The 24,280-nt window shown below is 38.6% G+C and carries 21 protein-coding genes and 1 tRNA gene; 14 read left to right on the plus strand and 8 right to left on the minus strand.

Annotated elements, in window-relative coordinates; all coding sequences use genetic code 11:
* The first annotated feature begins 27 nt into the window (after positions 1-27).
* Positions 28-1,446, plus strand: coding sequence for a sigma-54-dependent Fis family transcriptional regulator (locus H5122_RS18770; protein ID WP_182682953.1), 1,419 nt, complete (start codon positions 28-30; stop codon positions 1,444-1,446).
* A 145-nt stretch (positions 1,447-1,591) separates the two neighbouring features.
* Entirely contained in the window at positions 1,592-2,974 is a 1,383-nt protein-coding gene (ccoG, locus tag H5122_RS18775; RefSeq protein WP_182682952.1) for a cytochrome c oxidase accessory protein CcoG, read from the plus strand.
* Positions 2,975-3,016: 42 nt separating this feature from the next.
* Here ccoG and H5122_RS18780 read toward each other — a convergent pair whose 3' ends face one another.
* The 3 genes from H5122_RS18780 to H5122_RS18790 all read right to left on the minus strand — a co-directional run bounded on the left by H5122_RS18780 (position 3,017) and on the right by H5122_RS18790 (position 5,267).
* Positions 3,017-3,427: a hypothetical protein gene (locus H5122_RS18780; RefSeq protein WP_182682951.1), complete on the minus strand. Its 411-nt coding sequence runs from the start codon at positions 3,425-3,427 to the stop codon at positions 3,017-3,019.
* Between the two features lie 73 nt (positions 3,428-3,500).
* Positions 3,501-4,415: a M14 family metallocarboxypeptidase gene (locus H5122_RS18785; RefSeq protein ID WP_182671832.1), complete on the minus strand. Its 915-nt coding sequence runs from the start codon at positions 4,413-4,415 to the stop codon at positions 3,501-3,503.
* 114 nt (positions 4,416-4,529) lie between these two features.
* On the minus strand, positions 4,530-5,267 hold the full coding sequence (locus tag H5122_RS18790; protein WP_182682950.1) for a hypothetical protein: 738 nt from the start codon (positions 5,265-5,267) through the stop codon (positions 4,530-4,532).
* A gap of 271 nt (positions 5,268-5,538) precedes the next feature.
* Between H5122_RS18790 and H5122_RS18795 the strand changes: the two genes are divergently transcribed.
* On the plus strand, positions 5,539-8,388 hold the full coding sequence (locus H5122_RS18795; protein ID WP_182682949.1) for a UvrD-helicase domain-containing protein: 2,850 nt from the start codon (positions 5,539-5,541) through the stop codon (positions 8,386-8,388).
* 126 nt (positions 8,389-8,514) lie between these two features.
* Positions 8,515-10,785: an EAL domain-containing protein gene (locus H5122_RS18800; protein ID WP_182682948.1), complete on the plus strand. Its 2,271-nt coding sequence runs from the start codon at positions 8,515-8,517 to the stop codon at positions 10,783-10,785.
* Positions 10,786-10,808: 23 nt separating this feature from the next.
* Here H5122_RS18800 and H5122_RS18805 read toward each other — a convergent pair whose 3' ends face one another.
* The 3 genes from H5122_RS18805 to H5122_RS18815 form a co-directional block, all read right to left on the minus strand.
* On the minus strand, positions 10,809-11,207 hold the full coding sequence (locus H5122_RS18805; protein ID WP_182682947.1) for a hypothetical protein: 399 nt from the start codon (positions 11,205-11,207) through the stop codon (positions 10,809-10,811).
* 1 nt (position 11,208) lies between these two features.
* The gene (locus H5122_RS18810) at positions 11,209-12,123 is read right to left on the minus strand and encodes a zinc dependent phospholipase C family protein (protein ID WP_182682946.1); all 915 of its coding nucleotides are present in this window, start codon (positions 12,121-12,123) and stop codon (positions 11,209-11,211) included.
* 95 nt (positions 12,124-12,218) lie between these two features.
* A complete protein-coding gene (locus H5122_RS18815) occupies positions 12,219-12,806 on the minus strand; it encodes a hypothetical protein (protein WP_182682945.1) in 588 nt (195 codons plus the stop codon).
* Between the two features lie 262 nt (positions 12,807-13,068).
* Between H5122_RS18815 and H5122_RS18820 the strand changes: the two genes are divergently transcribed.
* Positions 13,069-14,706 (plus strand): cyanophycinase, encoded by a 1,638-nt coding sequence (locus H5122_RS18820; RefSeq protein WP_182682944.1) that lies wholly within the window; start codon positions 13,069-13,071, stop codon positions 14,704-14,706.
* Between the two features lie 92 nt (positions 14,707-14,798).
* Positions 14,799-15,047 (plus strand): hypothetical protein, encoded by a 249-nt coding sequence (locus H5122_RS18825; protein WP_024596835.1) that lies wholly within the window; start codon positions 14,799-14,801, stop codon positions 15,045-15,047.
* A 439-nt stretch (positions 15,048-15,486) separates the two neighbouring features.
* Here the strand turns inward: H5122_RS18825 and H5122_RS18830 are convergent.
* Positions 15,487-15,563 (minus strand) — tRNA-Pro (locus H5122_RS18830).
* A 111-nt stretch (positions 15,564-15,674) separates the two neighbouring features.
* A complete protein-coding gene (locus H5122_RS18835) occupies positions 15,675-16,298 on the minus strand; it encodes an arylesterase (RefSeq protein WP_039490141.1) in 624 nt (207 codons plus the stop codon).
* Here H5122_RS18835 and H5122_RS18840 point away from each other — a divergent pair, their 5' ends adjacent.
* From H5122_RS18840 to tolA, 8 genes are all read left to right on the plus strand, one after another.
* On the plus strand, positions 16,299-17,012 hold the full coding sequence (locus H5122_RS18840; RefSeq protein WP_182682958.1) for an ABC transporter ATP-binding protein: 714 nt from the start codon (positions 16,299-16,301) through the stop codon (positions 17,010-17,012).
* Positions 17,002-19,503: an ABC transporter permease gene (locus tag H5122_RS18845; protein WP_182682943.1), complete on the plus strand. Its 2,502-nt coding sequence runs from the start codon at positions 17,002-17,004 to the stop codon at positions 19,501-19,503. Before H5122_RS18840 ends, H5122_RS18845 begins: the two co-directional genes overlap by 11 nt.
* A 130-nt stretch (positions 19,504-19,633) precedes the next feature.
* A complete protein-coding gene (gene ruvC / locus H5122_RS18850; protein ID WP_002960649.1) occupies positions 19,634-20,158 on the plus strand; it encodes a crossover junction endodeoxyribonuclease RuvC in 525 nt (174 codons plus the stop codon).
* A 2-nt stretch (positions 20,159-20,160) separates the two neighbouring features.
* Positions 20,161-20,778, plus strand: a complete 618-nt coding sequence (ruvA, locus tag H5122_RS18855; protein WP_002960647.1) for a Holliday junction branch migration protein RuvA — start codon at positions 20,161-20,163, stop codon at positions 20,776-20,778.
* 7 nt (positions 20,779-20,785) lie between these two features.
* Positions 20,786-21,793, plus strand: a complete 1,008-nt coding sequence (gene ruvB, locus H5122_RS18860) for a Holliday junction branch migration DNA helicase RuvB (RefSeq protein WP_182682942.1) — start codon at positions 20,786-20,788, stop codon at positions 21,791-21,793.
* A gap of 965 nt (positions 21,794-22,758) precedes the next feature.
* Entirely contained in the window at positions 22,759-23,463 is a 705-nt protein-coding gene (gene tolQ / locus H5122_RS18865) for a protein TolQ (protein WP_002960643.1), read from the plus strand.
* A complete protein-coding gene (gene tolR / locus H5122_RS18870) occupies positions 23,450-23,878 on the plus strand; it encodes a protein TolR (RefSeq protein WP_002960641.1) in 429 nt (142 codons plus the stop codon). The genes tolQ and tolR overlap by 14 nt, the downstream gene beginning before the upstream one ends.
* A 4-nt stretch (positions 23,879-23,882) precedes the next feature.
* Positions 23,883-24,280 (plus strand): cell envelope integrity protein TolA (tolA, locus tag H5122_RS18875; RefSeq protein WP_182713006.1); only part of this gene is annotated, 398 nt, incomplete at its 3' end.

Genomic DNA, 24,280 nt, shown 5'->3' on the forward strand with positions numbered 1-24,280 from the left:
CTCGCGATATTTCGCGAGGTGTATTTTATGATAAAACAATTTTTAAACGATCCTAAATTATTGCTAAACGCAGTAGGTGAGGGCATATACGGTTTTGACCTATCGGGTAATGCGGTATTTGTTAATCCTGCCGCTGAGCGCATGACAGGTTGGTGCGCTGAGGAACTATTAGGTAAAAAAATACACCAATATCATCACCATACTCATGCTGATGGCACACCTTATCCCGCAGATGAATGCCAAATTTACTGTACCATGTTTGACGGAAAGCGTCGTGAAGTTAAAAATGAAGTTTTTTGGCGTAAAGACGGTAGCTCATTTGCAGTAGAATACACCTCAACACCGGTTTATCAAAATGATAAGTTAATTGGTGCTGTAGCGGTATTTCGCGATATATCACTGCAACAGCAAACACAAAATGCACTGCAAGAGGCACTTACTCAAGTAAAGCACTTAAGTGAGCAGCTAAAAGATGAAAACAACTACTTAATTGCAGAGCTCAACGAAGACTGGCAAGACTCAGGGCTAGTTGGACAAAGCCATATATTTCAAACCATGTTAGATCAAATAAAACTGGTAAGTGAAACCGACAGCACAGTGCTTATACTTGGCGAAAATGGCACGGGTAAAGAGTTGGTAGCCCGTAACTTGTATAGGCTGAGCAAACGTAGCGAACAGGCCTTTATAAAAGTAAATTGCGCTGCATTTACCCCAAGCTTGCTAGAGTCGGAATTGTTTGGCCATGAAAAGGGCGCGTTTACAGGTGCCAATGAGCGTCGTAAAGGGCGCTTTGAACTTGCTGATAAAGGCACCTTGTTTTTAGATGAGATAGCAGAGCTTCCACTTGAGGCGCAAAGTAAATTACTGAGAGTCCTGCAAGAACAAGAGTTTGAACGCGTGGGTGGCAGCAACACGCTAAAAGTAAACATTAGAGTAATTGCAGCGACTAATCGCGACTTGTGGGAAATGGTACAAAAAGGCACGTTTAGAATTGATTTGTATTATCGGCTCAATGTATTTCCTATAAAAGTACCCGCCCTTAAAGATCGAAAAGAAGATATTCCTTATTTATGCGCTAATTTGATTGCGCAGCTAAATAAACGGCTCGGGAAAAATTTAAAAGGGCTAAGTAAAAAAGCAATTACGCAGCTGCAGGCTTACGATTGGCCAGGCAATATTAGAGAGCTGCAAAATGTACTTGAACGCGAAGCTATTTTATCTAATCAAGCGGTACTTCAGTTAAGTCAGCCTTTGCAAGCGGGTGGTGAAGTCGTTATTAATCCTTCACTTACGCTCGATGAAGCGCAAAAGCAGCATATAACCTCTGTTCTTGTGTTATCGCACTGGCAAATATCGGGTGATAAAGGAGCGGCAGTTAAATTGGGCTTACCTGAGAGTACACTACGCTCAAAAATGCGAAAGTTAGGGATTACTAGAGATTCGTGATATATCGCGAAGTGCGTTTAATGTCGCGAATTTTATTTTATTGCTCTGAAATAAACCGTTTAATATCAATGGTGTAAATAAATTATCAGCTTGGTCTGAAAGTTGCAAATGCTTGCGTAATACCCGTCATTATGAAGCAAGTACTATGAAGTTTGATATTAAAGAAGAAGACATGATCATTAAGCCCTATAACACCGAAGGGCCAATTTATATCCGCGAGCAAAAAGGATTTTTTCAGCGCATACGCCGTAATTTAGGTTGGCTGCTAATGCTAACTTTTATTGCAATACCGTGGATCCAATATAACGGTCAACAAGCTGTGCTGCTTGATGTGGCAACGCAAACCTTTACTATTTTTGGTTTAACACTCCTTCCTCAAGATTTTATGATTTTAGCCCTACTATTCATGGTGGGGGCTTTTGCGTTATTTTTTGTAACCAACTGGCTTGGTCGGGTTTGGTGTGGATACACGTGCCCGCAAACAATATGGATGCTCATGTTTTCGTGGGTAGAGCAGCGCATAGAAGGCACGCGAAATCAGCGAATTAAATTAGATAAATCTCAGTGGACGCTAAGTACTTGGCGCAAAAAAATAACTAAGCACAGTGCGTGGATTATTATTTCAGTTTTAACCGCCACCTCGTTTATGGCGTATTTTATTCCAGCAAAAAGTTTGTATATGGAAATGCTTACATTTGAATGGTCAGGTATTACGAGCTTTTGGGTGTTTTTATTCGCTTTTTGCACTTACGGTAATGCAGGGTTTTTACGCGAAAAAATGTGCACGATTGCTTGCCCGTATTCTCGTTTTCAGGCTGTTATGTTTGATAAAGATACGTTGCTTGTAACCTATGATAGCACGCGCGGTGAAAGCCGAGGGCCACGTAAACGCAAAGCTGATCCAAAAGAGCTTAACTTAGGTGACTGTGTAGACTGTAACTTATGTGTAGAAGTATGCCCTGCAGGAATAGACATTCGAAATGGATTGCAATATGAATGTATAAACTGTGGCTTATGTATTGATGCTTGCGACGATACTATGGAGAAATTTGGTTATCAAAAAGGCTTAATTAAATACGCCAGTGAAAAACAAATGGAAGGCAAAAAAACCAATCCATTTAGATTAAAACTAATAGGTTACGGCGCATTAACGGCTTTGTTAATAATTTCTATGTTTGCATGGATGCTGCAACGCACACCAATAGAAGCCTCAGTACTACGCGATAGGAACGCGCTTTATAGAGTGAACTACGAGGGCCTGGTAGAAAACCCTTATACACTTACTATTATTAATAAAACGCAGCAAGCACTGCATTACAGTATTGCCATAGAGGGCTTGCCAGAAGCAACACTCTCAAGTCCAAGTTCTACACTTATACAGCCAGGAGCAATGAAAAGAGTCCCCGTTACTGTAACAGCCGATGGTTACAATATTGCGCACAAAGTGAGTAAGTTACAATTTGTAGTAACAGCGCAGGAAGATGCCAGCATTACTATAACCAAAGACAGCCAATTTTATAAAAATTAGTACAGTATATAAGCTCTATATAAACAACGACTTGAGCTTTACTTAGCTCAAGTCATTGTTTAATTCATTTAAAATAAAATGCTTTGCCGATTCTAGATTATCAAAAAGACAATCTTTGAAAGAAACGTCTCTTTTGGCGTTTTGCATTATTCGTTGCATTTGGCTTATAGCAATAGGTGATGTAAGCACAAACGCGCTAATTAAACAGTTATTCTGCTGCATGCTGTGGCTTATGGCTACCATTTCTTGCTCGGCCTGTGGGGTTGCTGCTACAACGTTTGATGAGTCACTTATATAACCCCATTTCTCGCCTTTAAATGATTGAATGGTTTCAAAAAGCGCTGTTTTAAAATTACTTAAAAGCTCAAGTTCTAGGTTTCCGCTAAATTGTGCAATAACTATATTATTTTCAAGCGATAAATTAACGTGTCCGTTTTTATTTTTGTATTCCATTAATACCTCCTAAATTAGCTTTTTATCTAAATTTAGTTTAGCAGCCAAGAGGGTACAAGCGGCTGCAAACTTATTAAAGTGCTTTAATATAGTTAAGGGCGCTTTTAATAACCGCTACTTGCGCCAAAATACATTCTTCATCTGTGGCTGTTGGACTATCAGGGTATACCTCTGTTGTGGTTACATAGGGTGCATCTGTAAAGCCCATACACAAACCTAAATCGCGTGCTGCGTAATTAATAACGCCAAATTGCTCTTGAGGGACGCCTATTAACTGGTTATTTTCATCACTCGGTGCAATGTGCGTGACCTTTGCTACATCTTCGATAATTACTTTTTGAAATTCAGGCTCAGGCTTATTGGTATCGGCCACTAAATAAAACCCATCAGGTATGTTCCAATTAGTGTTTGTTGTGCCTTCACGGGCAGCAAGTGCGGGTCTAAATTCACTGTTATCGCTGTCGGTTGTTTCGTGTAAATCAATATGAGCAACTAAGTCTACATTGAGTGATTTTACAAACGCCATAATAGCTGCTGACTCTTGTGCTGGGCTGCCTTCGTAAAATGAGCGGTTAGGATCAATAGCATCAGGGTTCCAGCGGTTTATAGTTTCATATCCCCAAGGGCTAATGCAGGGCGCAACAACAATATTAAACTGCTCTGAGTGTTGCATAGCGGATGTTTTAGCAAATCTAAGTGCGCCATGTACGCCACTGGTTTCGTAGCCATGTACACCACCTGTGATTAAAACAGTTGGTTTATTGGCATTAAAGTTAGGCGTTTTTAATATATATAATGGGTAAGTACCAGCGGCGTAATTAAGCTCGCCGTATTGCTCTATATCTAAGGTGCTTTTAAGGTCATTAATTAGCGTTACGACTTCGTTTTGGTAACTGCGTTTAATGTTTTGGCGTGCTAACCACTGGGCTTTATCGTTGTTATTCCATTTTTTGCCTGGTGTGCCAATAGGGTATGTGCTGTTAGTCATAATAAACCTTTATATCAACTGTTATTTGTTCTCCTATAAATAAGGAGGGCAATTACAATTGGTAAAATTACTTAATAAAGGCGTAGCTTAACGCTGAGTAAATTAGCGTGCAAATTAAAACGTTAAAGTCATATTTTTAATAGCGCGTGATTGCTGGGCTTTAATATAACTTTGGTTTGCGAACTCACCCGAAATACTACCTAGTCGTTCACGCTTTACACTAACTGTTAAACTACACGTTTTACTTTGATCTACTTGCGAGCTGCTAAACATATCTAAGCTTTGCAAATCTATTTCAAGGCGCGAAGTACTAAGCGCAAAAAGCATTGATTGTAAAAGTGTTTCATTATTATTGTTAGTGCAGCTACTGCTAAGTTCTACTTGACTAGTACTATTGGGATCAGTGCCATCTAACTGAACTGTAAGGGGACTATTAATACTAAAAGTTTGGTTGTTACTCGGGGTTAAAATAATAAAATTTAAAGGTAGTTCCACACCTGAATTCGCATTTATGCCATCGTCTCGTTTAAATTTTATATCAAACTGTTGGTTATCATCAGTAGCATTTATATACGCTTGGTAATCAACGTCTAAAAAGTCGGTATCTTTTGTAAGTTCAATAGCAGTGTTATTAACAACAGCTTGTAATGAGTCGCTATCGCTTAAAACAATGTTTGAGCCATTAGCATCTCCCGCATTTAGTTCTGCGTTAACACGCGTGCGGTTACCGTCAGAAACCAGCTCAAAGCCTGCCCAAATTCCTTTTGTTTTTACTAAATTAGACTCTGTTTCTGATGTACAGGCGCATAATGATAAAATTAAAGCACTTGTGGTAATGCACTTTTTAAGCATGTTAGCTCCTTTTAACCACTGAATTAGCTATAAATAATTGTTTAATTGCGGATATACCTAGTAAATATATTAAGTGTATTTGTGCATTGTTACACAACACGCTATCTGTAAATGTTTAAAATTGTTAATGGTTGTGAGTAAAATGATAATATTAAGTTTTAAAAGTCAGCCTGCTAAGAGGTTGCTCGATAAATGACTACTATTTAGCGTTAAATGTAATATAAAAGAGTATGTTACAATCAAGTCAAAGCATATCTTCATATTGAGTATTATGGCGCTGTATATTGCTACTCCAAGTTGGCTAGGCCGTTTTTTTACCCGTATTAAACACGTAACTATTGAACAAGAGCGCCTTGTTGTGCATTTTAGAAGTGCTCCCGCACGGACATTTTTAATTAAAGACTTTTATAATTACTCAATACTTAAAAATCGTTTATTTAGCGCCAAAATTAATTTGTGCGATAGTAGCAATACATCAATTAGCTTTTTAAACAAAGCACAAGCTAAGTCTTTAAATACCGCCCTTAATACGCAATTTTCAGCCATGCTTGAGCAAAAAGTAAATAACGCCAAGGCTTTGCTAAAGCGTTATGCTTTAGATGAGTTTTTACGTGATAGTTCCATGAAAATACTTAATAACGAAGTATTTTTACTTGCTAAACAATACGCTCAAAGTACAAATACATGGCAACAACACTTATCGCCAAGCAGTATTAAATTTTTAAATATACTGAGCTCCACACCCAATACTCACGATGCAATCGCACAGCTGCGCCATAAATATGAAAAAAAACAACTAACTCTTAAAAATGACTTTTTTAATCAAGTAGAGTTAAATCCATTAACAACAGAGCAGCGCTTAGCGGTTATACGCGATAACGATAAAAACCTAGTATTAGCGGCAGCAGGCACAGGTAAAACATCTGTGATGGTCGCAAAATCGTTAGATTTAATAGCGTATGATATTGCCAAGCCTGAGCAAATTTTGGTGCTGGCCTATAATAAAACAGCAGCAAATGAGCTTAAAGAGCGCTTTATTAAACGCGCCACGCATTCAAACTTGCATACCAAAGTACCCACTATTTTAACGTTTCATGCGCTTGGGCTTAAATTATTACAAAGTGCTAAAAAGCCAATCGAGTTGTCAAAATTTGCAACCGACCCAGTTCAATTAAATAGTTGGTTAACTGGGTGGGTAAGTAAAAAAATACAAACCGAGCCACAGTTTTTAAAAGCATTTGTAGATTTACTCCATGAGCCGATTGATATATTTAGCTTTAAAGATAATGCACAGTACGAGCGGTACGTACGCGATAACGAATACCGTAGCCTTGCGGGTCATAAAGTAAAAAGTTATCAGGAAGTGCTTATTTCAAACTGGCTACATTTGAATTGCGTGGCGCACAGTTATGAGGTGAATTATCACTTTAATCAAGGCACAGAGCTAAGTGGGCAATACCAACCAGACTTTTATATACCCCAATACGATATTTACTTAGAGCACTTTGGCATTGATAAGCAAGGGAATACTCGTGCCGATATAGATAAAAAACACTATAACGAGCAAATTGCATTTAAGCGTAAGTTACATAAAAAAAATAGCACCACTTTACTCGAGACCTTTCATTACAACTGGGTAGAAGGAAAGCTAGAGCAAACTCTCGCAAAGCAATTAAAGCAGCATAATGTTGAATTAACACCTTTAAGTAGCGACGAAATATTTCATACTTTAAATAACTCAGGACAGTTGCAGCAAGGCATTGATAAGTACATAAAATGCTTACAAGCTATTCGAGTGGAGCAACTAAGTAATAAGCAAATAGCGCAGCGCATCAAGCAAAGTGGTATTAAAAACTATCAACAATATGCAAACTTGTTAGTGCAAATTCATGACGCTTATATAAATGAACTAAGCACGCAAAATGCCATTGATTTTGACGACATGATTATTCAAGCAACAAAGGCGATAGTAAGCGGAGATTTTAATATTCCATGGAGCCACATTTTAGTTGATGAGTTTCAAGATATATCAAGTGCGCGTATGGGCTTTTTAAATGCGATATTAAAATATGGTAACGGAATACGCTTTACTGCGGTAGGTGATGACTGGCAAGCAATTTATCGGTTCTCGGGTGGTAATTTAGCGCTTACTACACGCTTTAATGAATTAGTGGGCAGCCACTCACTTACTATGTTGCAAAAAACATTTAGATATAACAATAGTATTAGTGATGTAGCGGGGCGCTTTGTAATGCAAAACCCTGAGCAATATAAAAAGCAGATCAGCACACATACACAAGTAACTACACCACAAGTTATTTTGTTAGACGATTTATACCAAGGTACTAAATCGGTAGAAATGAAAGTACAGCAGAGCATAAGCACTATTCAAAAAAACGATGCATCAGCGAGCATTGCCATACTTAGTCGATATAGGTACATGTTAAATAGCGTGCAGCAGCATTTAAAAGGTAAAAAGCATACAAACCCTCTTTATTTTTGGACATTGCATAGCGCTAAGGGGCTTGAAGCTGATTACTGTATTATTATTGGTTTTGAACAAGGTAAATTAGGGTTTCCTAGCGATAATCAAAATAATGTGCTGGTGGAGTCGTTATTACCAAAGCAAGATGAATTCACTCATTCAGAGGAAAGGCGTTTGCTTTATGTAGGTATCACGCGCGCTAAACATAAAGCGTATTTAATTGCCGACCCTTATGCATGCTCAGCGTTTGTAAAAGAACTAGTAAATGACGATTATCCTATTCAAATCGCTTCAACATTGTTTAACAAGTCGCAACTTAAGCAAAGAGAGTGTAATACGTGCAGCGACGGGTTAATTGTGCCAAAAACGGGTCAGTATGGTGACTATTATAGCTGTACTAATACGCAAATTTGCAAAACTAAATTGCGAGTGTGCAAAAGCTGTAGTAGCCCATCGGTTGATAAAAGCACATATTCTCAATGTGTGAATATAGACTGTAAAACGCAGCATCCAATTTGTGAAAAGTGTGGTCGCGAAATGCGTAAACGTAAATCTAAGCACGGTGAATTTTTAGGCTGCAGTGGTTTCGCTCTTAAAGAAGATAACTGTAAAAACACTCGAAAAATAAGTGCTTAACGGCTAATAAGCAGGTTTACACTTGTCTATTTTATAGAACAATGTAAATAGAAATTATATTCATTTGATTGATTTTAACAAGTTATCAATGTCTAATAGAATAATGAGCTTTAACTGTTGTTTATTATGCATTTTTTCAATAGATTCTTTTTATTAAATGATCATTATTCAGCCCCTGGTCAGGTTGCTAATTGGCGGATAAGTGCACTGCGCATTATTCTATCATTAGTAATGGTGTTATGTTTTGCTGTGGCGTGCCACACGTACACAAGCGCTATTGAATTCAACTTAATCTATATCATTGTACTAACAAGCAGCTTTTTTGCTACTGCATGTGGTTTACTTATAGCAAGTAAGCGTTTTTATCACTTTAGCGCTCATGCACTTTTAATCGCCATTGTAGCTGCTAGCGTGTCAATGAACTTATTTTTAACAGACCTAGAGCTTGCAAAAGTGGGCTCTATGTATATGTATTCCTGCCCAATAATCGCACTTATGCTGCTTGGGCATAGAACAGCCTTAGCTTATGGCATATTAAATATTGTACCGTTTTATATGATCATCAATAACGTTGATGTATCGGGCTTAACCGGCATTGCTCAACAACTTCCCGATGCCAGCTTATACATTACAGGGCTTATATTTTTATTTTTTAACATTTGTATTCCGCTTGCTGTAGCACGCACAATTGTGGCTGCTAAGCGTTTAAACAACACAATGATAAGCGCCAATACTCACCTTCAAGACAAAAATGAGCTTTATCGAAGCCTATTCACTGAATCAAATAAAGCAAAAATTATTGTTGACGAAAATCTTGTTATTACTGATTTTAATCAACATGCTATTGATATGTTTGGTATAAAAAAAGAATTAAAAGAAGAATGCGTTAACCTCTCTCATTTATTCCCCTCTTTAGTTTTTGACGATCCAAATGCGCAAAATAAAATTGTGAAGTACAAAAAAAGCTATTTTAAAGCCAGTTATCAGCAAATAACAATGAGCACAAACTACCGTGTATATGACTTTTACGATTGCACGCAAGAGCAGCTCATTAAACAAAATTTATCGATGATGGAACAAGAAAATAAACGTTTACGCTTTAGAGACTCGCAAACAAAACTACCCAATAGAGAATGGTTTGAGCTGCAATGCGACAGATTAACAAGCAAATACCAAAAAGGTTTTTATATCGTTGTTACCCAAAGTGCAAATAGTGAATATTTAAATTTAAAGCTTACTAAAGCCGACTCACAAGCATTACTCATTAATGCATACAAGCGTTTAAAGGCGATGGCGGATGGGCCGCTGTTGTGTGCCCATATAGGAGTAGGAAAGCTGGCTTTTATAATTGGGGCAAACTCGCAAAGTGGGCTTGAAGATAAGCTATTAATGCAAATAAAAAATACATTAGATAAAACATATAATGTGTTTGGCACTAAGTGTCAGCAATCATTTTTATTTGGTTTTGCAAAGTATCCTGATCACGGAAAAAACAGCACAACAGTACTTAGCAATGCATGTGAAGCGCTTAAAGTTGCAAACTGTAATATGCCTCTTAGTGGTTATAACGAGAAACAATCACAAGCTTTTATCGAAAAATATGAAATTTCGATGTTATTAGATGAAGCCCTTCAGCAGGGCGATTTGTCGGTGCATTATCAACCTAAAGTAGATGCAACGGGTCAATGTATAGGGCTTGAAGCTTTAGCGCGTTGGAACAGTCCAATATTAGGTAATGTGTCGCCAGTGGTTTTTATTCCTATTGCCGAAGAATACAGAATGGTCAGTCGATTAACCGACCTGATTATTCAAAAGGTGTGCGCTCAAATTGCCGATTGGACCAAGGCGGGTTTACCGAGTGTGCCGGTGGCAATAAATATATCTCTAATTGATTTTAGCCAAACCGACTTTATGTCAAAACTGGTTAAATACCTTGCCTACTTTAACGTAAAGCCACCTCAGATTGAGTTAGAACTGACTGAAACCTCTCTTGAGGCAAACCAAGCACATTCGCTAAAGCTTATGCAAACACTGCAATCGTGGGGTTTTACTATTTCGGTTGATGATTTTGGAGTGGGGTATTCTAATATTGCACGCCTTGCCGATTACCCTATTAACAAGCTCAAGTTAGATCGCTCATTAATAAGCCAAGTAACAAGCTCTACGCGTCAAAAAAGTTTAGTTAAAGCGGTGCATGTTATGTGTGAAGAGCTTGATATTAAGTGTGTAGCTGAAGGCGTAGAAACCCAAGAGCAAGTAGCAATAATGACGCAAATGGGGTGTAAAGAATTTCAGGGCTTTTACTTTGCGAAGCCAATGCCTGCCGAAAATTTTGCAGCGCATGTTAGCCGCTATGGCTTAGTATTTAACTCCAACGAGATAGCGGCTCAACTTTAAATGTATAGCGGGTATTTTATTGCCTAGTTACAGAGCTGTTGGGCGTTTATAGTTATTTCGCACTGATGAATAACTCCTGATCCCCAATGCTGTATATCTGATTGAGCGGTACAGCCTGCATCTTCAATTAAAGCAGTATTAGCATCACATAAAAGTAGCACTGCGTTATCATCTTGTACGTTTACAATAAGGGTGTATTTCCCAAAGGGTGCAAGTTTGCTTAAATCGTTATTAACAGCAGCTTTTAACAATTCATCAGTTGTTGAATAGGATGTTTCACTAAATTTTAGTGTGCCATCAACGGCTGTAGCAATATCTTTTAATTGCGAGGCTAAGTCGGCCATCACTTCTGGATTGTTGTTTTTAGGGGTGTAGCAACCGCCAAGTAATACTATGAGGCTTATACAAAGTAAGTGTTTCATTTTATTTTCTCCATACCGTCATCGTATTGTGTTCATCGTAGCCTGTATCTAGGTTCCAATTTTTAATTGCACTGTAATCAGTATCTAAAAATACGGCATTGCTGATAATGGTTATGTAGTGCTGAATGTTACTAACGGCAAAGTCAAAAATATCGTTGTAATGCATAGGCTCGTGCGGCGTTTTTAGTTGTTCAATAAAGGTAGGGTCTACTTCGTTTGGACGGGGATAAAACAAACCTAAATCAGCAGCAACATGACGTGCACAGGCGAATAACCGATAGCTTTCTTCAACATTATTTACTACAAGCTGAAAACCGTTATGCCATGAATTAAAGTTAGGAGCGTGTTGTGCGGCGTAGCTTGGGTGAACTGTTAATAATGCATGTTGCCAAATTTGTGTAATATCGGTATCAAAATTATCGTCCTCATTAGTACAAGAGCCAATATTTTGTTGTACGCGATCAGCGTAGCCTAACTCACCTAAATTTAAACGTTGCCAAATAAACGCATCTTGATTCATTTCGCAGGTACGGTGCGCCGTTTGGTTTTGCTCATACGGGCCTACTTTTAATTCAACAACCGGGTGCACTGTTATATCTGCAGCAACATGGGCCATATAACCGCATAACCAGGCAAAACACTTGTCAAATGCTTCACCTTCAAGTGTTTTACAGTGTTCAATCATGGCTTTTAGCAAATCGCCTGTGTGCTCGTAATGCATTAGATCGGCCCATGCATTTTGGCTAGGCTGCGCAACAGCTAAATAAGGGTAATCGGGGGCTACACAGCCTAGTTCAAGGTATGCTTGGCGTTGGCTTAAAATAAGCTTTGCTTTTTTAGGCATATCCATTTTAGCGAGTGATTTGGTTTGCGTTGCAATATTAACGGCAGTAATGTGCGCAAAAGCACCTGGCATTGTCATATCCTTATGATTTATTAATAGTGGACAGATTAACATTGAGAGGGGGTTAAATAAAGCCAAGCGAAGTGCTTGTGAGTGTTTAAAAGAAACTAAATTAGCTGTTCAATTAATTGTCCATCTTCGTACAGCTTAGCATATTGGCGTTTATGTTCTTCAAACAGATAGGCGCGTAATTGCTCTTGTCCGCTATGAATCTGAGTTATTTTTGCTGCAATTCCTAGGCTACTTTGCCTAACGGGTTCTACATCTATCGATATGCTTTCTTGGTTGGGTAAGGTAAAGCTCATGTGCTGTAATTTTTTTACGCTCTTTCCACTTTTTAATGGTTTTAAAAATATACCTGTACTGGAAATCGATTCAATATTAAAACCTTGGCTTTTAATATTTAGCTCACTCCAGCGCCAACTACGTTGAGTGCCCTTTGTATCAATTACTTCTGGTGCGCTCAAGGTGGGATTAATTACACCTAACTCATCAATTTTTAATTGCAGGGGAAACCAAAGTTGGTAATTAGCAACTTCAGCAAGCAAAGTTAGATTAGCGTGGGTAAAAAGGTTAGCAATATTCGCAGGTATAGAGCTTTTCATTGTAAGCATATGGTCACGAGGGGAACGTTGCTTAGTATTTGGCTTAAATAACTCAGCAAAAAAATTTACCTCTTCATTAGAGAAGTCCATATTTCACTCCAGTTACATAAAACAATGCACCACCATAATTTAAACAATGGGTTTGATCAATAAATGCGCTGTTTAAATTTGTTTAGTCAATATTTATAAGGGTAAGTATGTAAACTAAACAATCTATTTAAATGAAGTACTTAACGCTATCGCTTTTTAGGGGCTTGAATTATTTAACATTTATAAAAATATATTTAGGCGTAAGTGGCTAGCTGTTAAACTACAGCACATTAGTTTTATTATTTATATTAGAGTTTACATTATGATATGTGCATTTTTACGTGATCAACAGCCGAAGTTACTAGGTATGGTAGTGGCATTGTTCGGCGCAGGGTTTTCAATAAATGCAGTGGCTCAAGAGCAGAGCCAAACTTTAATTTTAGTGGGGTCAGAGCTTACTACCTGCACTAGCGCTGAGCTTAATAATTGCCAAAAAGAGGCTGTTATTGATGGTAAGTCACATAATTTATATACACTTAGCAGCCCTCAAATAAAAAATATCGCGCAGCAGTGGCCTGATAATAATGTTGAGACAAAAACAGCTGTATTAAAAACACTTAAAACCATACAAAGTAAATCGTCAAATAACGTATCAAAAACTGATTTACTCTGGCTATGGCGCGATATAAATAACCAGCAATTAGAAAGCCTGACTCAGCAAGAATACAACTTTGTATTTGATATGCTAGAAGTACCGCTACTTAATAAAAACGGTGAGCGTTTAAAAGAGCACGTAAATACCGATTTTAATAATGAGGTCGCGACTAATAGTATTTTACAATTTGTGTCGGGCAGTTTAAAAGTTAATAACGCAAAACCCACCATGCTTGCTATTACGGCATCGAGCCGCGACCCTTATGAGTCGGCAGATTTAGCGCAGAGCCTTTTAGCACAATCAAATATAAGCACTCAATGGTTAGCACTAACCCCAGCGCTTGCTAAAGCGATTACAAGTAACTCGTGCGATGAATTACCCGCACTTAGAAATTCATTAATGAATGTGTATAACCGTGAAGCAATTTACCCCGATCGCACAAAGGCCGAATACGCTTTATGCAAAAATGGCACTAATGCACTTGTATCACTTATTAAAAATAGTACCGGTGTGATGTTTAATAGCGGTAATGCAGCATTAACTCATAAGGTATTATTTGATCAAAACAATAACCCATACCCGTGGACGCAAGCATTGCAAACTCGCCCAGTAATTGTAGGTGAAGGAGCCGGTGCTGCAATCCAAAGTAAAGTGACGGGCATGCTTACAAATACGACAAGCCTTGAGGCACTTCGTAAAAGTGAAAATAACACTAATGCTGGTGGGCTGGGCAGTTTTAACTTTGGTGTACTAGATATTCAATTTAGCGAACAAAACCGTACATTTAGGCTTGCAGCAACGCTAAATAATAACGAAGTGAAAAATACTAAAACAGAGATTCAACATGGATTTGGTATTGATGAAAATACAGCCTTAGTTGTTATTAAATCGCCAAAAGGTAGTTTAATAACCGTAATAGGCAAAAGTGGTGTAGTGCATTTGGCTAACCAAGGTAAAGCCCAACCTGAGAGTAAGAGCTATAGCTATTCGTACTGGCCTACAAGCAGTGTAATTGAAATTACCAATAACACGTTTACCTTAAGCGCACGCACAATAGATGAAGCGTTACCCGCTATAAAAATACCTCCACTGCCAGTGCAGCGTTTTGGCTCAATTTTAATAAATTCAAAACTGCGTTCACTTACTCAAGCTATGTGTTTAAGCCAAGAGCAAAGCGCGGTAGCCCAACAAGACGAGTTTATAATTAGCCTTACAGCAACGAGTGACACGCAGTATCATCGCATCAATGCAAAAGAGTTTGGTTGTGCGCTAAGCAATTTAAAGTTAGCTATAAAGTCGATTTAGTGACTAACCTGAGCCAAGGGTTTAAGTTTTTGGCTCTTCTATATAAAATAGCCACCATAATGATTTAAAAGCCTTACTAAAAGAGTGTTAAAATGAATAAAGAAAATGATGTAATTTCTAGTCTAGCCGAATTAGAAAGCTTTTTATTAAATGTAGAAAACGGCGGTCTTGGCCTTAAGGGTGTTTCGGGCGTTGGTATGGCAACAAACAATAGTGATGGTAGTCGTTTTGTAGCCGTGTTTGACGATAATCAAAAATTACTTTTAGCGCGCGGTATTACAGAAGATGTATTCCAAACAGGGCAAGATATGGTACGTAATGGTGTAGGGCGCAAGCACTAGTACTTTAATAAAAAAGCGCTTAGAGCGCTTTTTTATTTTAATTTCAATAAATTGAAATTAAATGGCTTTATATAGATCCCACAAAGGCCACTTCAAGTTAATAACAATTAAATACAACCTCCCTCAAAAACCACAAAACTAGCCAGCTAAACTCAGTTTTATTAAGTGCGCTTAGATAAATAAGGTAGTGCTACGGATAAATTGTAGAATCAAAACAGATGAATTTTGGCTATATTTTGAAGAGAAGTTTAACTTATTGATATAGAGGGAGTTTATACCAATTCGCTTAATTAAGTGATCTATTTTTAGGATGGAAAAACGTGTTGATAGCTAGGCAAAAAATTCGCTATTTAGTTGTTCTAAATGAGAATTTTTTAACACAGGTAGCGACACGTTTAGCCCCGCAAAATGATTAAGTATTATTGCGGATTGGTATTAATGGTCGGTATGGAGAGATTCGAACTCTCGACCCCTGCCACCCCATGACAGTGCGCTACCAAGCTGCGCTACATACCGACGTTGTTTGCAATAGTACGTGTATTTTTTTAAAAATCAATAAGCGATTGTTTGTTTGGGTATTTATTACGCAAGAGGCCTAAAAAGGCGCCCTTGCGGTGTATTAATTAGCTAGTCTTTATTTAACCACTTTTTGATCGAGTCATACATCTCATCTCGTATTAATGGCTGAGCTTTTTTGTTAGGGTGTAAACTATCGTTTTGCATTAGCTCAGGTTGGCTGGCAATATCGAGCATAAAAAAGTTCATTAAATGCGCATTTGTTTCTTCGCTAACGCGCGAAAAAGTGTCAGTAAACATTTTACTGTAACGCGGGCCGTAATTAGGGGGAATGTAAATCTCCATTAAGGCGGTCATCGCATTAGCTGCTTGGCTTTTTTGAATAAGAGACGTTAAGTTAGTTTGCATTTTTTTGACTGGAAAACCACGTAAACCGTCATTAGCACCTAGCTCAATAAGTACATGAGTGGGTTCGTATTGCTCAAGCAATGCATCTAAACGGCGTAGGGCTCCACCAGATGTTTCGCCACTAATACTGGCGTTGATAAGTTCAATGTCGGCTTGTTCGTCATCGTATTTATCTTGTAACAATTTTACCCAGCCTTCTTCTTGTTGAAGTCCGTAGGCTGCGCTTAAACTGTCACCGAGTATTAAAATCGTGTTGTCGGCTGCTGCGCTCAGCGGTTTGATAACTAAAAATAAAATGAATACTAAACGAAGGATTGAATGAGTCATATGTCAGCGCTTTCTCAATTAAATATAATTCAGGTTAATGGTTTGTCTAAAATAGTCTCTACCTTTGAAGGTGAGCTGCCCATCCTCAGCGACATCAGCTTTAATGTCAAGCATGGCGAGTCTGTTGCTATTGTTGGCACGTCGGGCTCTGGTAAATCTACGTTACTCAGTTTATTAGCAGGGCTGGACACCGCCAGCAGCGGTGAAATATTTTTAGATGGTGAACCATTACACAATTTAGATGAAGAAGAGCGTGCTGCACTGCGCGCGGCTAAAATTGGATTTGTATTTCAATCGTTTATGTTAGTACAAAGCTTAACGGCACTAGAAAACGTTATGCTGCCAGCAGAGCTCGCTGGTGAAAGTGATGCAAAAGAGCAAGCAATTGCATTACTTGAAAAAGTAGGCTTGAGCCATCGAATTGATCATTACCCGTCGCAACTCTCTGGCGGTGAACAGCAACGTGTTGCTATTGCGCGAGCATTTATTGGTACACCTAAAATACTATTTGCTGATGAGCCTTCGGCTAATTTAGACAGCAAAAACGGTAAAATGATTGAATCCTTATTATTTGATTTAAACACGCAACACGGCACCACGCTTATTTTGGTTACTCACGATGAAGGGCTTGCACAAAAATGTGAGCACATTATTCAAATAGAAGCGGGCTTACTGGTAAAAAGCCAAGTAGAGGACATTGCTAATGTGGGTTAAGTTAGCGCTTAAGTTATTTTCGCGAGAATTTCGCCGTGGTGAGCTAACAGTTATTAGCGCAGCTATCGCCCTTGCTGTTTTAACCGTGCTTACACTGTCGATGGTTACTGAGCGGATAGGGCAAAGTATTGCGCAAAAAAGCAGTGCTTTTATTGCTGCAGACCGTGTACTTGCAAGCGATCATGTTCTCGATACTGCTTTTATTACTAAAGCACAGAGCCAAAATTTAAAAACGGCGCAAATGGTGTACTTCGACACTATGTTGTTTGCCGATGATGAAATGCAGTTTAGCTCAGTAAAAGCGGCATCTAATGCGTACCCGTTAAAAGGGCAGTTAAAAGTTAAAGATACCCTAACCGGTGAAACTAAGGTTGCTAATAGCGGACCAACGCCTGGTAATGTGTGGCTAAGTGAGTCGGTATTTTACAGTTTAAATATTGATATAGGCGCGCAAGTAGAGCTTGGCGCTGCATTATTTAATGTTTCAAAAGTTATTGTAGAAGAGCCCGATGCGCCATTTAATGTATTTTCGAGCAGCCGCCGCGTGCTTATCAATATTGACGATGTGGCAAAAACCGAAGTTGTGCAGCCGGGTAGTCGTGTTTATTACCGCCAACTTTATGCAGGTAGTGAGGCCGACATAAATAGCTTTTACGAGTGGCTTAAACCACAAATGAAAGAAAACCAACAATGGTATGGCGTTAAAGACCGCCAATCACCCATTTCAAACAGCTTAAACCGCGCTGAGAGCTTTTTATTACTAGCTGGTTTACTGGGCATTATTTTGGCAGCAGTGGCTATAGCTGTTTCAGCAAAACGTTATTGTGAACGCCAATACGACCCAGTAGCGATGATGAAAACGCTCGGCGGTAGCCGCTCAATGATCCGCAAAATATACATGCTTCATTTATTGCTTGTATGTGCAATGGCGGTAAGTATAGGGCTGTTAATTGGTTATGGCTTGCAAGAAATAGCAACAAGTTACTTATCAAAAAGTATGGGCACAGAGCTGCCTTTAGGTGGCTTTAAACCTTGGCTGGTGGCTATAAGCACTGGCGTAATTTGTGCTGTTATGTTTTCTATCAAACCGTTATTTGATTTATTTGATATTCCGCCGCTTAGAGTTCTGCGCCGTAACTTAGGCGACAAGTTGGCTGTAAGTCGTGTGCATTTAGGTATGAGTGCGCTAACTGTGTTTTTATTAATGTGGTTATTTAGTAACAACATAAAAATAACGCTTATTTTGTTTATATCAACACTTGCGCTAATTGGTGTGCTGTTTTTAGTATCTAAATTAATATTTGGTGGTGGTCGAAAACTAGGATTAAAGCCAGGTAACAGTTGGTCGCTTGCAATTGCATCCATTCAAAAGCGTGCAAATGTGAACGCGGTACAGTTAATTAGTTTTTCGTTAGCGATTAAATTACTGCTGTTTTTAGTGGTACTTAAAAACGACATGATATCTGATTGGCAGTCGCAACTACCAAACGATGCGCCAAATGCGTTTTTAGTTAATATTACTCAAAATGAGCTTGAGCCAATTAATGAATATTTAGCTCAAAAAGATATTCAGGTATCAGAGTTTTATCCAACTATTCGTGGGCGCGTAAATGCGGTGAATGGCGAGTTGGTAGCACGTTCTGTATCGCTGCAAGACAACGAGAAAAAAGACGAAGAAGCACGTGCAGGTATTGGCCGCGAGCTAAACCTTACATGGCTTAAAGATGTGCCTGACCAAAATGAAGTAACACAAGGCACGTGGTTTGGTGAAAATGCGATGGCTGAAGCCTCAGTAGAGGAGTCGATGCTTGAGCGTTTAGATGTTGAGATAGGCGATACGCTTACATTTTTAATTGGTTCGCAGTCGTTCGACGCTAAAATCACCAGTGTGCGCAAAGTTAATTGGGCCACGCTTAAACCTAACTTTTTTATTATTTTAAGCCCAGATGTACTTGCAGATTTTCCGGCAACGTATATTTCGTCGGTACGTATAAACCCAGATCAAAAGCGTGATTTTAGCCAGTTATTGCGTACTTACCCTACTATTACAGCGATTGATATTGATAACTTTGTTAAGCAAATACAAACAACTATTTCGCAAGTATCACTCGCCATTGGCTTTGTACTGGCAATTGTTGTGCTGTGTGGCGCGCTTGTACTTATATCGCAAGTGCAAGCTAGTTTAGGTGAGCGCATGCAAGAAATTGTAATACTTCGAACGCTAGGCGCTAAAAGCCGATTAATTAAAAACGCGACCCTGTATGAGTTTTTATTACTCGGCGGTTTAGCTGGTTTAGTGGCTGCATTTTTTAGTGATATAGCGCTTTTAATTGTGCAGCAACAAATGTTTGATTTAGCAGGTAAGTTACACCCACATATATGGATTATTGGTCCGGTAGCTGGTGGCGTATTTGTGGCTGGTTTAGGTTATTTAATGATTGCCCGAACACTTAAACAAAACACCCAAGGATTAGTGCGTGCCCTAGGGTAAGCTTAAACTAACATACTCCTGTAAATGCCCACCTAGTACGTGGGCATTTTTGTTTTTCTTTGTACTGGTAATTTATACAGTGCTCTGGCATTATTAGCGTAATTTAAAAATAATAACAATGGAGCGCTGTTTGGCCATCATTTTAGGGATCGATCCTGGTTCACGTTTGACCGGATATGGTGTTGTTGCCCATCAAGGTTCTAAATTTACATACTTAGGCAGTGGCTGTATTAAGTTAGCCGATCATCCTTTTCCGGTTAGGCTTAAAATGATCTACCAAGGCATTACACAGCTTATTGAGCAGTTTTCGCCAGAAACCTTTGCCATTGAAAAAGTATTTATGGCGCACAACCCCGATTCAGCTTTAAAACTAGGCCAAGCTAGAGGTGCTGCGATTGTTGGCGCTGCAATGGCCGACTTACCCGTATTCGAATACTCAGCTAGGCAAATTAAGCAAGCAGTAGTAGGCAACGGTGGCGCAGATAAAACACAAGTGCAACACATGGTAAAAAATATTTTAAAACTACCCGGTACGCCACAGGCCGATGCAGCTGATGCACTCGCTATTGCGATTTGCCACGCCCACTCAGAACAAAATTTAATTAAACTAGCGGGCAGCGCAAGCAAAACCGTTAGAGGACGTTTAAGGAAATAATTATGATAGGCCGCTTAAATGGTATTTTAGTCGAAAAACAGCCACCAGAAATATTACTCGAAGTAAGTGGTGTAGGTTACGAAGTACAAATGCCGATGACCTGTTTTTACGATTTACCAAAAATTGGTGAAAATGCGATTGTTTACACTCACTTTGTAGTGCGTGAAGATGCTCAGCTATTATTTGGTTTTAATAATAAAGTTGAACGTGCCTTGTTTAGAGAGCTATTAAAAGCAAATGGCGTAGGGCCAAAACTTGGCTTAGCTATTTTATCGGGCATGTCGGCAAAACAATTTGTAAGTTGTGTAAATAACGAAGACTCAACATCGCTTGTTAAATTACCCGGTGTAGGTAAAAAAACAGCGGAGCGTTTAGTACTCGAAATGAAAGACAGACTAAAAGATTGGGGTAATGATTTATTTACACCATTTAGCGATAGCGCAGTAATAGAGCCAATGAGCGATGCGACAATTGCTAATAATGCAGCGGATGATGCCGTATCGGCACTGCTTGCATTAGGTTATAAATTGCCACAAGCTCAAAAAGCAGTAAAATCGATAAGTAAACCCGATATGTCTACTGAGGTTCTTATTAGAGAATCTTTAAAATCTATGTTGTGAGTAACCCATGATTGAAGCGGATCGCTTAATTGATGCGACTGAAAAAACAAATGAAGATTCTATAGATCGTGCAATAAGACCAAAACTTTTAGCCGACTATAGAGGCCAGCCTCATGTTAAGCAGCAAATGGAAATTTTTATTGAAGCTGCGCGAACCCGTGGTGAAGCGCTCGATCATTTATTAATATTTGGCCCACCTGGGCTTGGTAAAACCACGCTTGCAAATATTGTCGCCAATGAATTACACGTAAGTATTAAAACAACATCAGGCCCTGTACTTGAAAAAGCAGGTGATTTAGCCGCACTACTTACCAATTTAGAAGAAGGCGATGTACTGTTTATTGATGAAATACACAGATTAAGCCCACAAGTTGAAGAAATACTCTATCCCGCAATGGAAGACTACCAGCTTGATATAATGATTGGTGAAGGCCCAGCTGCGCGTTCTATTAAATTAGACTTACCTGCATTTACACTTATTGGTGCAACCACACGAGCAGGCTCACTTACATCGCCACTGCGTGACCGTTTTGGAATTGTGCAGCGATTAGAGTTTTATTCTGTAGAAGATTTATCGCACATAGTAGGGCGTTCAGCACATTATCTTGGTTTAGAAATGTGTGACGATGGCGCTACCGAAATTGCCCAGCGCTCGCGCGGCACACCACGTATTGCAAACCGCTTATTGCGCCGTGTACGCGATTACACTCAAGTAAAATATGACGGCACAGTAAATGCCGATGTAGCTAAGCGAGCCCTTGATATGATTGACGTAGATAAAAGTGGTTTTGATTATATGGACCGCAAATATTTACTCGCCATAATCGAAAAATTTATGGGCGGCCCAGTAGGGCTCGACAATATAGCGGCTGCTATTGGTGAAGAGCGCGAAACAATAGAAGATGTAATAGAGCCATTTTTAATCCAGCAAGGATTTATTCAGCGTACACCACGTGGGCGCATAGTATCTGACAGTGCATATCATCACTTTGGTTTACTTCCTAAAAAAGACTAGCCTATATACTTTACTTGCTGTGGTTTATTGCGCAGCAGGTAATTGTCTCAGTATCCCTTTGTTTCAAATTATTATACTCAAAACCTCAACACTCTGTTGCAAATGTTATTTCAAAATACAAATACGCTTTATAGTTAACTGTTAATTCACAGGGCGTTAAGACTCGCGAAGCTATTCTGCGTACCATTCAAACTAGTAAGCGAATTACTTATTGTAAATTAGGTAGGGCAATTATTAGTTTATAAATAAAATATGTAGCGCACTAAATTGCAGGCAAAAAAAAAGCCCGCAAAAAATGCGGGCAAACAACAAGTTGAAGGAAGTAATCCAGGGGAACTACGTTTTACTAAATTTGGTTTTATCCAGAAAGAGTAAAACAATGTAATACGATAAAATATCCTATTACTAAGAACTTGGCTTAATGAAACTATCTCATTCAGTGCGCTAGCTCGGTATGGGAGAATAATACGTAAGTTTACTTTTTTGTTCAAACTAGAAAATTTGTATTTTCAGATTAGAAAAACTAATTTAGTGAATTTTATTGTTGTTTGAATCTTGTGCGTTAATTAATCGTTAAATTTATAAGTTTATGAAATTTATAACTTAAGTAATTTTTTTCGTTATAGCTCGGTATTAGTTTTACTATTACGTACAGGTGAGGCTTATAGGTTTTGAGTGTTTATGCTCTTATTTTGAATAAACGGCGCATTTTATGACGTTTCATGTATATATTTACGCATATTTATAGTTAGCGAGTTTGTTTCAAAGTTTAAATAAAATACTGAGACAAAGGGAAATGCTAACTAAAGCTGTTTTTTTAACGTTTTTTGTTGCCTATTCATAGCAATACCGTTGTCAGCTTGAAATGGACTAGATACACTAGATGCAACTTTTGGCCGTGTAAGCGGTCATATTTACACAAATTAACCAATTTGCCGTATTTTGAAATTATTTAGGAGTTTAACGTGGGATCAGGGCTTAATTTTTTAGATCTAATTTTAGAAGCAAGTTTGCTTGTTCAATTAGTAATGTTAGGGCTAGTTGCCATGTCTGTAATGTCGTGGACAATTATATTTCAACGTAAAAAAGCAATATCGGATGCGCTAATAAATGCTAAGAAATTTGAGCAAAAGTTTTGGTCGGGTATTGATTTAAGCAAATTATATAACGAGATATCGTCACGCAGCGGTCAGTCTCAAGGCATTGAAGCTTTGTTTACTTCGGGCTTTAAAGAGTTTGCTCGCCATAAAAAGAATACATTTCAAAGTGCGAGTATTGTTATGGAAGGAACGCACCGCTCTATGCGTGTTGCGCTTTCTCGTGAAATTGAAAAAATGGAATCTAGCCTATCGTTTTTAGCAACAGTAGGTTCTATAAGTCCGTACATCGGTTTGTTTGGTACAGTGTGGGGTATAATGAATGCCTTTATTGCACTAGGTGAAGTTAAGCAAGCTACATTACAAATGGTAGCACCTGGTATTGCAGAGGCACTTATTGCGACTGCTATGGGTTTATTTGCGGCGATCCCTGCTGTTATTGCTTATAACCGTTTTTCAAACAGTGTTGAAAAGCTTGAGTCTCACTATATTAACTTTATGGAAGAGTTTGCTAATATTTTACACCGTCAAGCAGCTACACAAATAGAGGCACAAGCGAATGTATCAGCGTAAAAAGCGCCGTCCGGTCGCAGAGATTAATGTAGTACCTTACATTGATGTAATGTTGGTACTACTTATAATATTTATGGCTACAGCACCGCTTATTACGCATGGTGTAAAAGTTGATTTACCTAAAATGGAAGAGTCTGATTTAGTTGATACTAAAGATACTCCGCCTATTATTGCCTCAATAGATGCACAAGGTAAATATTACGTGAGTGTAGGTACAGATCCAGAAGAGCCTATGGAAGCACTTGATGTAGCTGCGGTTATAAAATTACAGCTAATGAAAAACCCTGACGTGCCGGTAATGATTAAAGGCTCGGGTAAGGTGTCGTATCAAGAAGTATTATTACTAATGGATTTTTTGAAAAATGCAGGCGTACCATCAGTAGGATTAATGACTGAATCCTTTGAGGGGAAGTAGCTGTATGAATAGTTCAGTAGTAAAATCAATAGTACTTCATTTAGGGATTGGTGGATTTTTGTATGCTTCTGCAAATATTCATCCGCCAACACCTAAAGTAATGGAAGTAACGCTTAATTCGGCTATACCTACGCCAGATAAAGCGGTATCAGCCGTTACAGTTGATCAAAAACAAGTTGAGCAAAAAATTGCTGAGCTTCAAAAGAAAGAAAAAGATAAAAAAAGTGCTGAAGATAAACGTATCCGTGATTTAGAACGCAGAGCGGCCAATGCACGCAAGCAACGCGAATCAGAAGCACGTAATATTAAAAAGCTAGAGCAAGAGCGTAAAGCTAAAGAGAAAGAAAAAGCGCAAGCCGAGGCAGAAGCTAAAAAAGCACGTGCCATTGAGCAAAAAGAGCG

Source organism: Pseudoalteromonas sp. SG43-8, from assembly GCF_014164245.1.
Taxonomy (GTDB): Bacteria; Pseudomonadota; Gammaproteobacteria; order Enterobacterales; family Alteromonadaceae; genus Pseudoalteromonas; species Pseudoalteromonas distincta.

Excerpts from the sequence above, each read along its gene's own strand:
- H5122_RS18770 (WP_182682953.1), top strand. The coding sequence starts at position 28 with ATGATAAAACAATTTTTAAACGATCCTAAATTATTGCTAAACGCAGTA.
- ccoG (WP_182682952.1), top strand. The coding sequence starts at position 1,592 with ATGAAGTTTGATATTAAAGAAGAAGACATGATCATTAAGCCCTATAAC.
- H5122_RS18780 (WP_182682951.1), bottom strand. The coding sequence starts at position 3,427 with ATGGAATACAAAAATAAAAACGGACACGTTAATTTATCGCTTGAAAAT.
- H5122_RS18785 (WP_182671832.1), bottom strand. The coding sequence starts at position 4,415 with ATGACTAACAGCACATACCCTATTGGCACACCAGGCAAAAAATGGAAT.
- H5122_RS18790 (WP_182682950.1), bottom strand. The coding sequence starts at position 5,267 with ATGCTTAAAAAGTGCATTACCACAAGTGCTTTAATTTTATCATTATGC.
- H5122_RS18795 (WP_182682949.1), top strand. The coding sequence starts at position 5,539 with ATGGCGCTGTATATTGCTACTCCAAGTTGGCTAGGCCGTTTTTTTACC.
- H5122_RS18800 (WP_182682948.1), top strand. The coding sequence starts at position 8,515 with ATGCATTTTTTCAATAGATTCTTTTTATTAAATGATCATTATTCAGCC.
- H5122_RS18805 (WP_182682947.1), bottom strand. The coding sequence starts at position 11,207 with ATGAAACACTTACTTTGTATAAGCCTCATAGTATTACTTGGCGGTTGC.
- H5122_RS18810 (WP_182682946.1), bottom strand. The coding sequence starts at position 12,123 with ATGCCAGGTGCTTTTGCGCACATTACTGCCGTTAATATTGCAACGCAA.
- H5122_RS18815 (WP_182682945.1), bottom strand. The coding sequence starts at position 12,806 with ATGGACTTCTCTAATGAAGAGGTAAATTTTTTTGCTGAGTTATTTAAG.
- H5122_RS18820 (WP_182682944.1), top strand. The coding sequence starts at position 13,069 with ATGATATGTGCATTTTTACGTGATCAACAGCCGAAGTTACTAGGTATG.
- H5122_RS18825 (WP_024596835.1), top strand. The coding sequence starts at position 14,799 with ATGAATAAAGAAAATGATGTAATTTCTAGTCTAGCCGAATTAGAAAGC.
- H5122_RS18835 (WP_039490141.1), bottom strand. The coding sequence starts at position 16,298 with ATGACTCATTCAATCCTTCGTTTAGTATTCATTTTATTTTTAGTTATC.
- H5122_RS18840 (WP_182682958.1), top strand. The coding sequence starts at position 16,299 with ATGTCAGCGCTTTCTCAATTAAATATAATTCAGGTTAATGGTTTGTCT.
- H5122_RS18845 (WP_182682943.1), top strand. The coding sequence starts at position 17,002 with ATGTGGGTTAAGTTAGCGCTTAAGTTATTTTCGCGAGAATTTCGCCGT.
- ruvA (WP_002960647.1), top strand. The coding sequence starts at position 20,161 with ATGATAGGCCGCTTAAATGGTATTTTAGTCGAAAAACAGCCACCAGAA.
- ruvB (WP_182682942.1), top strand. The coding sequence starts at position 20,786 with ATGATTGAAGCGGATCGCTTAATTGATGCGACTGAAAAAACAAATGAA.
- tolR (WP_002960641.1), top strand. The coding sequence starts at position 23,450 with ATGTATCAGCGTAAAAAGCGCCGTCCGGTCGCAGAGATTAATGTAGTA.